The organism is Bartonella krasnovii, from assembly GCF_003606345.3.
Taxonomy (GTDB): Bacteria; Pseudomonadota; Alphaproteobacteria; order Rhizobiales; family Rhizobiaceae; genus Bartonella; species Bartonella krasnovii.
The window spans coordinates 1759659-1773358 of sequence record NZ_CP031844.2 but is presented as its reverse complement, the minus strand read 5'-3'; the positions used below and the strand labels follow the sequence as shown (position 1 = coordinate 1773358).

Here is a 13700-nt window from a genome sequence, read left to right as displayed (position 1 = left end):
GCGTATACGTTATCTTAGAGGCTTTTTCCTTTACAAGAAAAGTTGTAAAAGGAGGCGCTTTACAAGGGGGCGTTTTTACATTTTTCTTGGCAAAGTTGAAGCAGAGACAAAGGATTGTCGTTCCCCAAAATAACTTCTTCTACGGCAATGAATTCACATCTCGTTTTTAAGGCTTCATCAAAATTTGCAAAATCACTGCCGGCTTGAATAATGGCGGGAGTTTCCATAATCTCTGCCCACCATGTGGCTAACTGAAGATTGCGAGGGTGCGCTTGGGGTTTTTTATCAGCCCCTAATTTGCCAAAGAGAAGATAATCAACCTCTGTTTCTGCGGCAAGCATAGCACTATGGCGATTGCGTAGATTGCCAAAGCCAATGATTTTTTGTTCCTTTTGCTGATTTTTAAAGCTTTCAAGAGCGTTAAGATCATCTTCTATGTGTAATCCATCAGCCTTTATACGTCCAGCAATACGACTGTCACCAGCGATAAGAAGAGCGGCGTCATTGTTTTGAATATCTTCTGCGTAAGTTTGAGCCTGTTTTTGTAAAAAAGAGCCATCATCTTTCTGCCGTTCAGAATCGTAAAGGATGACACAGGCAAAAGATTTTGTTTGCAAAATGGGACGCAAAAAGCTGTGTGGAATTTTGCGCCGAACATCAAGGGTTAAAACCAATTGAGGAACAAGAGGGGATTCAATCGGTTTGTTTTTTCGTTGTGTCATGCCATATCCCAGTCTCTTAAAAAATAATATCTCTTTAAAAAAATAATACTTAAAAGTTAAAGTTTCATCTTACTTTCTTTGCGATGATCCCAACTTCTTTTTTATTGTGATATGCGTATGGTTATTTTAGTTCTTTTGCCTTTTAAAAAGAAATACTTAAAAAGAAACTTGACTCTTAAAAATTAAAGCTTCATCCTTTTCATGCTTGTTTGTGATAAGGGTAACCACCATTTTATGTAACTTCAAAGTTTTGTGACGCGTGGGAGTCCATTTTTATGAAATACCAAGCCGTTGTTGATCATAAGACGCAGTCTTTTCGTCGTGATACACGCATTGATGTTTTTCGTTCTTTAGCCTTATTGACGATTTTTATCAACCATATTCCCGGAACGCTCTATGAGCATATAACCCATAAAAATTTTGGCTTTTCTGATTCTGCAGAAGTTTTTGTTCTGCTTTCAGGCGTTTCACTGGGTTTAAGCTTTCATGCGCGGTTACAGAAGAAGTCTTTTTCCTTCATTGTGCGTAAACTTTGGTACAGGGCTTTGCAGCTCTATGGTGCATATCTTTTGACTACTTTTGTCACATTAAGTCTGTTTTTAGGAGCCTTTTTCTTATGGAGAACAGAAAAACTGTTAGCGATGAACAATATGGGGCTTTTTGTCGCACAGCCGCTTACAGCATTTTTGCATAGTTTAAGCTTGGGACATCAATTAGGCTATAATAATATTCTGCCGCTTTATATGGTTTTGATGTTTTTTGCGCCTTTTATCCTATATGTGGGGCGTAAACAGACAAAGTGGCTGCTTTTGGGCTCATTTATACTCTATCTTATCTGCGGACTGTATAAAATTGCCCCCCCTTCTTATCCAATAAAGGGAAAATGGTTTTTGAACCCTTTGTCTTGGCAATTCTTGTTTGTCATAGGCTTGACCAGCACCTTAGCGCTTAAACAAGGAAAAACAATCGCTTTTAAGTCTTTTTGGGTGGTTTGTGCGGCAGGCTATCTCTTGGTGGCACTGTTATGGGTTCGCTTAAATTGGTGGGGCGTTTTGGGTTGGTTGGGATGGTCTTCCCCATTGCTCAACTTTAATAAAACTTTTTTAAGCTTGCCGCGTTTGCTCCATGTTCTTGCATTATCCTTTCTTATTCTTTCGTTGCCGTGCATCAATAAATGGTTTTCTGTTTCAGAGAAACATCCTTTAGCAATCTTAGGAAAACATAGTTTACCGGTCTTTGTAACAGGAACTATTTTTGCCATGTTTGGACAAATTATCAAAACAGTGATGACAGGAACGTTTTTTTCCGATAGCCTCTTAATGATAACAGGTATTGCTCTGCAATTTGGTGTTGCCTATTATTATGAAAAACGGCGCTCTTTGCAGGGGGCCTTTTCAAGGAAGTTGATCCGTTTATAAGAAAAACGAGGTCCCATGGTCCTTGTGCGGCTGCGTTAACCTTAGTATAAAAAGTGCATTGCACAAAAAAATTAAAAGAGGTAGTCATTTTTAAAAAAAGCATTCTATACAGCAACAAAAGAAACTTTTTAAGACTCTGTTCGTTGAGTGATGTAATATTGAACGGTGTGGTTTTGTGCTGATCCTTGGAGTATAAAAGCGTGAGCGTACATAAACGTCCCTATGATGAACCTATTATCATGATTGAGCATAATGCTTTTGAAAATGCTTTTAATCGTCTCTATGAAGAGACGATGGCACTGATTGAAAAAACAGCAGCCTATATCGATTCAGAAGGGAAAGTTGTCGCGCGTTCCCTTTCAGCAGAAATTTCTGCACTCTATGCAAAAGAGGCGATGTATTTAAGTACACGGCTGATGCAAATAGCCTCTCAACTCCTTCTTCTTCGGGCAGAGCGCGAAGGGGAAATGTCATCAGAACAAATAAAAAAAGAAATCGTCAAAGTTTCCCTTCAGACTCCCTCATTAGAATTTGAAACCCCTCATTGGAACGAACTCCCAGAAATTTTCCGCCAATTTGTTGCTCATTCACTGCGTTTAGAAGCTCGTATAAAATATATGCGTGCAGGGTGGGAAGCGGCAGCTTCCAGTACTTTAGAAGATGAAAATCCAGTAGCAAAACAAATCGAATTGCTCAAAACAGCCTTTGGGCGTTCTTAGAAGATATTCTCTTGGCTTTTGTTTAAGGGGAGATATCATCAGACTAAATAAAAAAAGAAATCGTCAAAGTTTCCCTTCAGACTCCCTCATTAGAATTTGAAATGCCTCATTGGAACGAACTCCCAGAAATTTTCCGCCAATTTGTTGCTCATTCACGCCCGTTTGAGAGGCTCGTATAAAATATATGCGTGCAGGGTGGGAAGCGGCAGCTTCCAGTACTTTAGAAGATGAAAATCCAGTAGCAAAACAAATCGAATTGCTCAAAACAGCCTTTGGGCGTTCTTAGAAGATATTCTCTTGGCTTTTGTTTAAGGGGAGATATCATCAGACTAAATAAAAAAAGAAATCGTCAAAGTTTCCCTTCAGACTCCCTCATTAGAATTTGAAACGCCTCATTGGGACGAACTCCCAGAAATTTTCCGCCAATTTGTTGCTCATTCACGCCCGTTTGAGAGGCTCGTATAAAATATATGCGTGCAGGGTTAGAAGCGGCAGCTTCCAGTACTTTAGAAGATGAAAATCCAGTAGCAAAACAAATCGAATTGCTCAAAACAGCCTTTGGGCGTTCTTAGAAGATATTCTCTTGGCTTTTGTTTAAGGGGAGATATCATCAGACTAAATAAAAAAAGAAATCGTCAAAGTTTCCCTTCAGACTCCCTCATTAGAATTTGAAACGCCTCATTGGGACGAACTCCCAGAAATTTTCCGCCAATTTGTTGCTCATTCACGCCCGTTTGAGAGGCTCGTATAAAATATATGCGTGCAGGCTAGGCAAGCGGCAGCTTCCAGTACTTTAGAAGATGAAAATCCAGTAGCAAAACAAATCGGATTACTTAAAACAGCTTTTGGGCGGTATAACGAAAAAAGACTCGGTGGCGTATATATTATCCAGAGAGGAGAATTTTTATACCTATGAATGTATGGATTCTCTCTTTGATCGTTTGGGATGGTTTAATCATTATGACATTGGAGATGAGATAGAAGGGGAGTTTTTATACTTTATCTTTTGTTTGTTAGGTGTGAAGGGGGGGTGATGGCATTTTTACATCTTGTAAAGCTGCTGTTTGTTCGTGTGTTATACTGTATAAATCATGACACATGCCCCTCTTTTTACGGGTTTTATGTTTTGCTGCTGTTTTCTTTGTGGGCGAGCCTTTATTCAAAAGGGGGAAAAGTGTATAAACTGGGGGTTATGGCAGAGACGATTCGTATTATAGGCATTGATCCCGGACTACGGTATACTGGGTGGGGCGTTATCGATCTTGCGGGTAATCGTCTTCAGTTTGTTGCTGCAGGGACAGTTTCTTCCGATGTAAAGTGTGATCTAGCTTCCAGACTCTGTCAGATCCATAAAGGTCTTTCAGAGGTTGTGCATCAATTTATGCCCCATGAAGCTGCGGTGGAACATGTGTTTGTTAACAAAGATGCGACAGCAACGCTAAAACTTGGGCAAGCACGTGCGATTGCGCTGTTGGTTCCTGCACAGGCAAAGTGTCCTGTTTTTGAATATGCACCCAATAAGGTGAAAAAATCGGTTATTGGTGTTGGACATGGGGCGAAAGAACAAATTCATATGATGGTAAAAGTTCTTCTCCCACGGGCTGAATTTGATAGCAATGATGCGGCGGATGCCCTTGCTCTTGCTCTTTGTCATAGTATGCATCGTAAGAGGATTGATCAATCTTATCAGGCAAGGATGGCGATATGATTGGGGTGAAAACATGATTGGCAAATTAAAGGGGACGCTTGAACATATCTTTGAGGATTATATCGTTCTTGATGTTCATGGTGTGGGCTATGTTGTTTTTATCTCAAATCGGTTGCGTCCTTCCTTGCCCTCTGTTGGGGAGGCATTAAGTCTCTTTATTGAAACGCATGTTCGGGAAGAGGCAATCCGCCTTTTTGGTTTTGCAACAAGGGCTGAACAGGAGTGGTTTTGTATGCTCCAAAATGTTCCAGGCGTAGGGGCTAAGGTTGCTCTAGCAATCTTGGGCACTTTATCACCAGATGAACTTGCACAAGCTATTGCTTTAAACGATGGGGCGATGATTAGTCGAGCACCAGGCGTTGGTAAAAAAGTCAGCGAAAGAATTGTGGGTGAGTTGAAAAGTAAAACACTCCCCTTTGAACAAGCGGTTAAGACGGTTTCGGTTCCGCAGCATGAGGTGACTAATCAACCTGCGCAGGATGCGCTTTCCGCTTTGATGAAGCTAGGCTTTGAACGTGAGCAAGCAGCCCGCGCTCTTGCTCTTTCCATGAACAGCCTTGAAGGAGAAACTATTTCTTCTGCCCTCTTGATCCGCCATAGTCTTAAATTGCTCTCTTCTCCTACTTGAATAAAAGGTAACAATGCATAAAGATGAAGATCAACGCCTTTTAGGGGCTGCGCCCCTTCCCAACGATCCGGATCGTTCCTTAAGACCACAAGTTCTCGATGACTTTATTGGTCAAGAAGCAGCACGGGCTAATTTAAAAATATTTATTGAAGCTGCAAAAACACGGCAAGAAGCGCTAGATCATGTTTTGTTTGTAGGACCACCAGGACTGGGAAAAACAACGCTTTCACAGATTATGGCAAAAGAATTAGGGGTTAATTTTCGCTCTACTTCAGGACCGGTCATTGCTAAAGCAGGAGATTTAGCCGCTCTCTTGACCAATCTTGAAGAACGCGATGTCTTGTTTATTGATGAAATTCATCGCTTAAATCCGGCGATTGAAGAAATTCTTTATCCAGCGATGGAAGATTATCAACTCGATTTGATCATTGGGGAGGGGCCGGCGGCACGCTCGGTTAAAATTGATCTGGCTAAATTTACTTTAGTGGCGGCAACTACACGGTTGGGGCTTTTGACCACACCGCTCAGAGACCGTTTTGGCATCCCTATTCGTCTTAATTTTTATACGATAGAGGAATTGGAATATATTGTGCAGCGTAATGCGCGGCTTTTTGCTGTCAAGATTAGTGATGATGGTGCCCATGAAATTGCACGCCGGGCACGGGGGACCCCGCGCATTGCTGGACGGCTTTTACGGCGCGTTTGTGATTTTGCTTTGGTAAAAAAAGCAAAACAAATTGATCGAAAAATCGCCGATGAAGCGCTTTCGCGCCTTGAGGTCGATCATCTTGGACTTGATCCACTTGATCGGCGTTATTTGCTGCTGATTGCGGAAACTTTTCTAGGGGGACCGGTGGGCATTGAAACCATTGCGGCTGCTTTATCAGAACCCCGTGATGCTATTGAAGATATTGTTGAGCCCTATCTTCTCCAACAAGGTTTTATTCAAAGAACGGCTCGAGGACGCATTCTGACCGAAAAGGCGTGGAGCCATTTAGGACTTGCTGCGCCTGCTTCAACATCTATACAAAAGCGTACGCAACTTTCTGATGCCCAAGATAATGCATCACTGCAGGCAACTTTATGGGATGGGGAGGATGAGTGAGGCCCCTTTTTTAAAAAACTGTACGGATGATTTATCGCAAGCTCTTACTAAGGACAGGAAGAACGCTTCTGGTCCTTATTTCTGACCGCACAGCTTTAGGACGATGGAGGATTTTGTGTTTTTTCTTTTCACAACTTCAACACAAAAATGTGTTCAATCTTTTGATTGATAAACAATTTGCTATCTTAAATGATTTTACGGGACATGAAGTCAATGACAGAAATAACGCCTTTCAAGAGCAATCATAAAAATGCTTTTCATAACTTTCAGGTGCGCGTTTATGTGGCTGATACAGATTTTTCCGGTGTGGTTTATCATGCGCGTTATCTGGAATTTTTTGAACGGGGACGTTCAGAGTTTTTACGGGATACCGGTTTTAATAATAAAATGTTAGCTGCAGGGGGGGAAGGGGAAAAACTGTTTTTTGTTGTGCGTCATATGGAAATTAGTTTTTTACGACCAGCCCAAATTGATCATCTTTTAGTCGTTAAAACACGTGTTAATCATATCCAAGGAGCACGCTTTTTTATGGAGCAGTTGATTGTGCATGAGGCGACTACGTTGGTAACAGCAAAAGTTGAAATTGCTCTGATTAATGAAGAGGCAAAACCGCGACGTTTACCCAAAGAGCTGTTTGCAAAACTGCTTGGTTAAAACTCTTGGTTGTTGAATTTACAACAGTTTGATTGATAATGATAAGATAGGGTTATTTAATTTAAATGAGAACCGTAGACAATTTTCTCATTTCAAGCTCTTTTGTGAATTCATTAAAATCATTTTCTTGTCACACGCAGGGTTGATGGGTGGAGATAAAAAGGATTAAGAAAGGCGTAAAATGCCTTTTATAAAGCTTTTAAAGTGCCAAGATTGATCGCAAATTTTGAGCTAGGAACGCTTATCCTATTATGCTGTAAAACACTGCTCTTTAGGCGGTAATCGTTGGGTAATGTAAATGTAAGGGGGCTTGTGAAAGCGGGGGGATGAATATCTTAGGATAGGCTGGGGAACACTTTTTTTTGAGAGAGAGTGATAACCCTATGAAATAATCAGTTGAGAAATCCGCTATAACCAGAAGCCAGCGTGTTGATAGACCTTTTTTTACGGCGTGAAGCGTGGTTTGAATGTTTCGTTTGCTGATTTCTGTCAAAATGAAAAAGCGTAAAAACGTGGATCTGTAAAAATGCAATAAAGGATTGGGGCTTTGTGCGTGCTTTTGCCTAATGGGAAATTAACCACCAAATTGCCTTTTGTTTTTTAGGGTGGAGTTCTCTAAAAGTTTTCAAAAGGGTGTGTTCTTTTTCGCTATAGATTTCTTGATCATCGTGTGAGAGATTTTCTGGAATGTCTTCTTTTGAAATATCTGCATAAAAAAAGCTCATTGGAACCTTCAGTAGCTTGGCAATTTCTAGCAAACGTCCTGCGCTTACACGGTTTAACCCTTTTTCGTATTTTTGGATTTGTTGGAAACTGACACCTAAATGGCTTCCTAATTCTTTTTGAGAAAGCTTCATCGATATTCTTCTATGACGAATTCTTTTGCCAATAGAAATATCATTAAAATGTGAATTTTTGGTTTGCATGTTAAGCCCCCCGCCGGTTGCGAGCGCCCTCGCATTGGTATTCCGGGAGTTAAAAGTACTGAGTTCAGTCAGCCTTTTGCTTTTAGTGCTAGTAAGCACCTGGACATAGCAAAAGCTCCCGGAATCCGGGAGATATCCACAACAGTGGGTTTATTTATACGCTCGGATTTAGGGCTTTACTAACCCTCTTGATCGGTGCGTAGACGATCAAAATATCTTTTGATTGATAAAGCACTTTCAAGAGATTGGCAAGAAAAATTAAAACATTTGCTACTCTATGATATTGTAAAATAGCGCCTGTTTGAGAGGTGTTGATCTGAAGTCAACGAGAGGGAATTCGCTTTAAGGAAAGTTGGCGAGTTGATAGGTTATTGTTTGTAAAGTGGTGCGGGGTTCGCTTTATTTGCTGCTTTCTATTAAGATAGAAAAGCGTAAAGGTGTGGATCTGTAAAAATTAAAAGGAGGTTTTGGGCTTTGTGGGGGCTTTAGAAATGGGGTTGGAGAAACTTTCGTTCTTTGAAGGGGGGAGGGATTAAGAATATTTTGAGCGGGGTTTGTCCCTAGAGCCTTATGCAAGTGGATCGCATGAATGGTCAGCAGGAGGAATCTGCCAAGAGAAACCGGATTGTTCAGACGAGATCGGTGTGGGGTGGAATTTTCGTCTTTTGAGGTGAGGAGGAAAAGTTAAAATGGTGGAGCATTCTTTTCATAAACGGAAAGAAAGGAGATTGGGTTTCATACTTTATAGGTGTTGATGGAGGGGGCGGTGTCTTGAGAGATGTTTCTGATGATCACTTTTTAAAGAAATTTAAAAAACAGGTCTTGTTTTAGTGCATGGATTTATGTGAAACTAAGGTTTTTTACTTAAATTTAGAAACTATAAAACAATCTGTTTTATAAAATTTTAAGAAGTGCACCTTTCATTTAGAGGGACAAAAATTATGCCGCATGGTGAACTAATGAATCCGCAAACAATGGGAATTTTGCATTTGTTTATGCAAGCAAGTCTCGTCGTTAAAGTTGTTATGGTTGGGTTACTACTTGCTTCCGTCTGGAGTTGGGCCATTATTTTTGATAAAATTTTTACCTACCGGAGAATACGGCGTGAAATAAAGAAATTTGAACGGACTTTTTGGTCAGGCAAAGCGCTAGAAGATCTTTATGTCGCTTGTAAAAGCCAACGTACCAATAGCATATCGGCTGTTTTTATGGCTGCAATGGCTGAATGGAAAAAATCTCTTGAAAAAGGAACTCATACTTCAATCAGTTTGCAGAGCAGAATTGATAAGGCGATGGATCTAACACTGGGACGTGAAAGTGAAAAAATAGAATCAAAGTTAGGTTTTCTTGCAACACTAGGGTCTGCGGGGCCCTTTATCGGTCTTTTTGGAACAGTGATTGGTATTATGGAGTCTTTTCTTTCCATTTCTGCTTCTCAAAATACATCTCTTGCCATTGTCGCACCAGGAATTGCAGAAGCACTTTTGGCAACAGCTATTGGTTTGTTTGCAGCAATTCCAGCTGTTATTGCCTACAATAAGTTGACGCATGAAAGTGCGCACATCATTGCACAAATCGAAAATTTTGCTGATGAATTTTCAACAATTGTCTCGCGGCGTATTGATGAAACACGTACAGCATCTTCCTCTTTATAAAAAGGAGCTTGCCCCATGGGAATTTCTGTTGCTTCTTCTTCTCGAAAAAATACACGAAGGCGGCATCATTCACGAAGCCAATTGATGAGTGAGATTAATGTTACCCCTTTTGTGGATGTGATGTTGGTGTTGCTTATTATTTTTATGGTCTCTGCTCCCCTTTTGGTGAACGGTGTTCCCTTAGATTTGCCACGCAGTCAAGCGGGCCCCGTCCGCGCGCAAAAAACACCCCTTACAGTTTCACTGGATGCGCAAGGCCGCTTTGCCATTCATCAAGATTATTATGACAGTTCACAAGCGTTGATTGCACAGCTTAAAACTCTTCTGGAAGCGGACCCTACACAAAAAGATCAACGGATTTTTGTGCGGGTTGCTAAAACTGTTGAATATCAACAAGTCTTACAATTGCTCGCAGATATTCAAAAGGCAGGGTTTTCTCAAGTTGCGCTAGCAAGTCTAGCACAATAAATAACAGATAAAAATATTGTCCACAACTGGTTGTTTTTAAATGTTTTTAAAAAGATTACAGCGTGATTGAAAGTGAAAAAATACAAGGTATAAATTAAGGCATAAAGAATGAACAAAGACTCCTATCATAGTATGAAACGAGGCTTGGCTTTATCCCTTGTGGTCCATGTTATTTTGATCAGTTGGGGGGCTGTTCAATTTACAAACTCTGTTTCTTTACCACAACCCTTGGAAGCAATTCCCATCACTCTTGCACCCTTGAGCGAAGAGTTTTCTTCTCAACAAGGCGCTGTGGAAGCGCCACTCCATGCAATCCCCGCTGTTAAACCAACCACTGCCCCCCAAGAGATAGAAGATGCTCGCCATATTGGAGAAGGACAACGAGATAGTCTTGCACCTTTTCAGCCAAAAGAAAAGCCGCGCTCCGTTGAGACAACACCACCCCTACCAAGTGAGCACGCATCGGAAATATCTGAACGTAGGGAACCAACAGAAGCAAAAACAGAAGAGATTTCAAAAGCAGCGGAAGAAGCATCAAAGCTTACCCCTGAGGTACCTTTGAGCGCTCCAGAAGAAGCATCAAAGCTTACCTCTGAGGAGCCTTTAAGCGCTTCAGAAGAAGCATCAAAGCTTACCCCTGAGGAGCCTTTGAGCGCTCCAGAAGAAGCATCAAAGCTTACCCCTGAGATACCTTTGAGCGCTCCAGAAGAAGCATCAAAGCTTACCCCTGAGATACCTTTGAGCGCTCCAGAAGAAGCATCAAAGCTTACCCCTGAGCTCCCCGTAGAAGCACTGGAGGAAGTGTCTAAGATTGTATCTAAGCCTGTGCACAAAAATGAAGAGAGGATATTGCCGAAAGAATTGGCTCCAACGGTACAAAAGGCACCAGCAGAGCAGGTTGTTCAGCAAGCGCCTAAAATTGCACTTCCAGAAAAACCCCTTCTTCCGCATTTTAAACCAAAATTTAATAAAGAACTTCCAATGAAGAATGGGGCTGCCTTGAATCAAAAGACGTCAAAGCTTAACAAGAAAAATAAAGAGGAAAAGACCATTGAAGATATTTTAGCTCTGGAAGAAAATAATTTGCTCAATCGTGCGCGCTCACAAGGAGGAGGAGCAAAACGTTCTCATACACCAGAAGCTTTGGGGGCAAGAAAAAATATTCATGATACCACAAAAATGGCACAAACATTGGTCAATATCGCGGGGGGATGTATTCAACAGAAGCTTAAACTTGTGGCACTTGGTGGCGATTTAAAAAATCGTCCCATCGTGCGGTTGCGCTTTTATTTAGACCGTGAAGGGATGGTGGTGGGTGAGCCTATCATTGATCCTATAAGCGGTCTTAAGAGTCAACAGGCGATTATGATAAGGCAGGTGTATGCGGCTGTCTTTTCATGCCAACCTTATGTAGATCTCCCCCGTGATCAATATGATCTGTGGGGACAAGGTTTTGACTTTAATGTTGACCCCCTCCAAGAAATAAGATGATAAATAAAGAAAAAATCGCTTAATGAAAGGACACATTCCATGATGACTATAACAAGACATAAAGTTTTTACTTGGTTTATTGTCACTTGCAGTTTGTGGCTTTCAAGTCTCTCGTCGGGTTATGCGCAATTGAAAGGAACAATTTCCAGTGCTGATTTTAATCCCATTCCTATTGCAATTACAGATTTTATTTCCAATGATTCGATTGGATTGAAAATATCAGCTGTGGTGACGGCCGATCTTGAACGATCGGGGCTTTTTTTACCGATTGATAAGGAACATTTTTTTGAAAAAATTTCTAATCCGAATAAACAACCGCATTTTGTTTCGTGGCAGAAAATAAAAGCGCAAGGTTTAGTGACGGGGCAAGTCATGAGAGAAATCGACGGACGGTTGAGGGTTGATTTTCGTCTATGGGATGTTTTTGGACAGCGACAATTAAAAGGACGGCGTTTTTATACCGCGACAGAACGTTGGCGGCGTGTGGCCCATATGATCGCTGATGAGATCTACAGTGAAATGACAGGAGAAAGTGGCTATTTTGATACAAGAATTGTTTTTATCGATGAAACAGGTCCCCAAAATGCACGCATTAAACGTTTAGCTATGATGGATCAAGATGGCGCAAATTTGATTTATATGTCTGATGGAAGTGAATTGGTGCTTACACCGCGGTTTTCACCAAAAAGGCAAGAAATCACCTATATGGCTTATGAGGATCATCAAATCCCTCATGTTTATCTACAACAAATTGAAATGGGGCAAAGGGAGTTGATTGGAACGTTTAACAATATGACAATTGCTCCGCGTTTTTCTTCTGATGGACAAAAAGTTATCATGAGTTTATTGCAAAATGATGGTAGTGCAAATCTTTACACCATGGATTTGCGGACCCGTACAATGACGCGGTTGACAACAACTTCCGCCATTGATACCTCCGCTTCTTATTCACCTGATGGAACACAAATTGTCTTTTCCTCAGACCGTAGCGGAAAGCCACAAATTTATAAAATGAATGCCGATGGTAGTGATATTCAGCGTATTTCTTTAAACGAGGGGAGTTATTCAACACCCATTTGGTCGCCAAGGGGGGATTATATCGCCTTTACAAAACAATTAAGTGGACAATTTTCTATCGGTGTTATGCGCCCTGATGGACAAGGAGAACGAATTTTAACCACGGGGTTTCATAATGAAGGACCGACTTGGGCCCCCAATGGTCGTGTGCTGATGTTCTTTCGTAAAAACCCCGGTATGGGACCAAAAATCTATACCATTGACATTACGGGACGCAATGAACGCCAACTCCCCACACCCAATGATGCTTCCGATCCAGCATGGTCGCCATTGCTCAATATACAATAAAACAAAATGCTTGATAAAAAGATAAATACAGAGAACCTATAGAGTCTACGCAATCTCAATGGTCTAATTAGTTAAAAGAATGTACTTGTGAGAGGGGGCATGGGTGGTTTTTATCAATTTCATTCAGCATTTGCTGTCGTGTATCGATAATAGAATTTTCTTGAGACGAAAACATTTTTTTAAATAGGGCTGTTTTAAGGTTTCTAGATTGCTTTTATTCTCCAAACTGTCGCTATAGATCTTTTTGACTTCCTTTCTGATCTGGTTTGCTTAAAGACCAGGTTGTTTTCAAGCCGGTTCTCTTTGCTTTCCCCTTAAGCTGTTTTCCTTAAACGAAAGAAATCTTTGTGGGTCAGCTCTATTTACAAGACGATGGATTGCGTCTTTCAAAAAATAGTGCACGTTCTTAAAAATATTGAATGTCTCTGGACGTTTGTGAGGTTTCATAATAAATACAACTTATTGATTTATAATCATAATTTATTCTTTATTCAAGTTTAATAACGCTAAACTGACCTTATTAAATCAATGTGATAAGATTGTTGCTTTCAGTTTCACGTAAATTTCATGGGTGAGAAGAGGAATGCGTCTTTAAGAAAATCTGAATGGTTTACAGATCAGATCTGGATGAAATTTTCGCTCCTTGAGGGGAGGGAGGCGACTCTTACAAAAACAAAGAGAGAGGCGTTAGAGGGATAATCTTTGGGATATATAAGAAAAGCGTGAGACGTAGAGTCTTGGCTTTTATCATCAAAACTGTTTGAGCGTTCAAGGGTGTTCAAGGGGGAAACTTGTTTTATGCTTTCTTTTTTCGTTAATCTGCTTTTGGGGCCCATTGGTT

The 13700-nt window shown here is 40.8% G+C and carries 12 protein-coding genes and 2 pseudogenes; 12 read left to right on the top strand and 2 right to left on the bottom strand.

Annotated features, from left to right (window positions below; all coding sequences use genetic code 11):
* Window positions 1-59: 59 nt before the first annotated feature.
* Window positions 60-722, bottom strand: a complete 663-nt coding sequence (locus D1092_RS07640) for a thiamine phosphate synthase (RefSeq protein WP_120121233.1) — start codon at window positions 720-722, stop codon at window positions 60-62.
* 275 nt (window positions 723-997) lie between these two features.
* On the opposite strand from D1092_RS07640, the gene D1092_RS07635 reads away from it, so the two are divergent.
* The 8 genes and pseudogenes from D1092_RS07635 (at window position 998) to ybgC (ending at window position 6954) form a co-directional block, all read left to right on the top strand.
* Window positions 998-2140 carry an OpgC family protein gene (locus D1092_RS07635; RefSeq protein ID WP_120121231.1) on the top strand — a complete coding sequence of 381 codons (1143 nt, stop codon included), beginning with the start codon at window positions 998-1000 and terminating at the stop codon, window positions 2138-2140.
* Window positions 2141-2340: 200 nt separating this feature from the next.
* On the top strand, window positions 2341-2859 hold the full coding sequence (locus D1092_RS07630; RefSeq protein ID WP_120121229.1) for a DUF1465 family protein: 519 nt from the start codon (window positions 2341-2343) through the stop codon (window positions 2857-2859).
* 47 nt (window positions 2860-2906) lie between these two features.
* Window positions 2907-3145 (top strand): annotated as a pseudogene (locus tag D1092_RS10160) (DUF1465 family protein); the annotation flags it as partial.
* A 47-nt stretch (window positions 3146-3192) separates the two neighbouring features.
* Window positions 3193-3431 (top strand): annotated as a pseudogene (locus tag D1092_RS10155) (DUF1465 family protein); the annotation flags it as partial.
* Window positions 3432-4051: 620 nt separating this feature from the next.
* The gene (ruvC, locus tag D1092_RS07615; RefSeq protein ID WP_120122707.1) at window positions 4052-4567 is read left to right on the top strand and encodes a crossover junction endodeoxyribonuclease RuvC; all 516 of its coding nucleotides are present in this window, start codon (window positions 4052-4054) and stop codon (window positions 4565-4567) included.
* 13 nt (window positions 4568-4580) lie between these two features.
* Window positions 4581-5195, top strand: coding sequence for a Holliday junction branch migration protein RuvA (gene ruvA, locus D1092_RS07610; protein ID WP_120121227.1), 615 nt, complete (start codon window positions 4581-4583; stop codon window positions 5193-5195).
* Window positions 5196-5208: 13 nt separating this feature from the next.
* Entirely contained in the window at window positions 5209-6300 is a 1092-nt protein-coding gene (gene ruvB, locus D1092_RS07605; protein WP_120121225.1) for a Holliday junction branch migration DNA helicase RuvB, read from the top strand.
* Window positions 6301-6513: 213 nt separating this feature from the next.
* Window positions 6514-6954 carry a tol-pal system-associated acyl-CoA thioesterase gene (gene ybgC / locus D1092_RS07600; RefSeq protein ID WP_120121222.1) on the top strand — a complete coding sequence of 147 codons (441 nt, stop codon included), beginning with the start codon at window positions 6514-6516 and terminating at the stop codon, window positions 6952-6954.
* Between the two features lie 563 nt (window positions 6955-7517).
* On the opposite strand, the gene D1092_RS07595 is transcribed toward ybgC, so the two are convergent.
* On the bottom strand, window positions 7518-7880 hold the full coding sequence (locus D1092_RS07595) for a helix-turn-helix domain-containing protein (RefSeq protein WP_148255697.1): 363 nt from the start codon (window positions 7878-7880) through the stop codon (window positions 7518-7520).
* 941 nt (window positions 7881-8821) lie between these two features.
* Between D1092_RS07595 and tolQ the strand changes: the two genes are divergently transcribed.
* The 4 genes from tolQ (at window position 8822) to tolB (ending at window position 12859) form a co-directional block, all read left to right on the top strand.
* Window positions 8822-9535 (top strand): protein TolQ, encoded by a 714-nt coding sequence (gene tolQ, locus D1092_RS07590; RefSeq protein WP_120121218.1) that lies wholly within the window; start codon window positions 8822-8824, stop codon window positions 9533-9535.
* A 15-nt stretch (window positions 9536-9550) separates the two neighbouring features.
* Window positions 9551-10003, top strand: a complete 453-nt coding sequence (gene tolR, locus D1092_RS07585) for a protein TolR (protein ID WP_120121216.1) — start codon at window positions 9551-9553, stop codon at window positions 10001-10003.
* 108 nt (window positions 10004-10111) lie between these two features.
* Window positions 10112-11494, top strand: a complete 1383-nt coding sequence (locus D1092_RS07580; RefSeq protein WP_120121215.1) for a cell envelope biogenesis protein TolA — start codon at window positions 10112-10114, stop codon at window positions 11492-11494.
* Window positions 11495-11533: 39 nt separating this feature from the next.
* Window positions 11534-12859: a Tol-Pal system beta propeller repeat protein TolB gene (tolB, locus tag D1092_RS07575; protein ID WP_120121214.1), complete on the top strand. Its 1326-nt coding sequence runs from the start codon at window positions 11534-11536 to the stop codon at window positions 12857-12859.
* Window positions 12860-13700 lie beyond the last annotated feature (841 nt).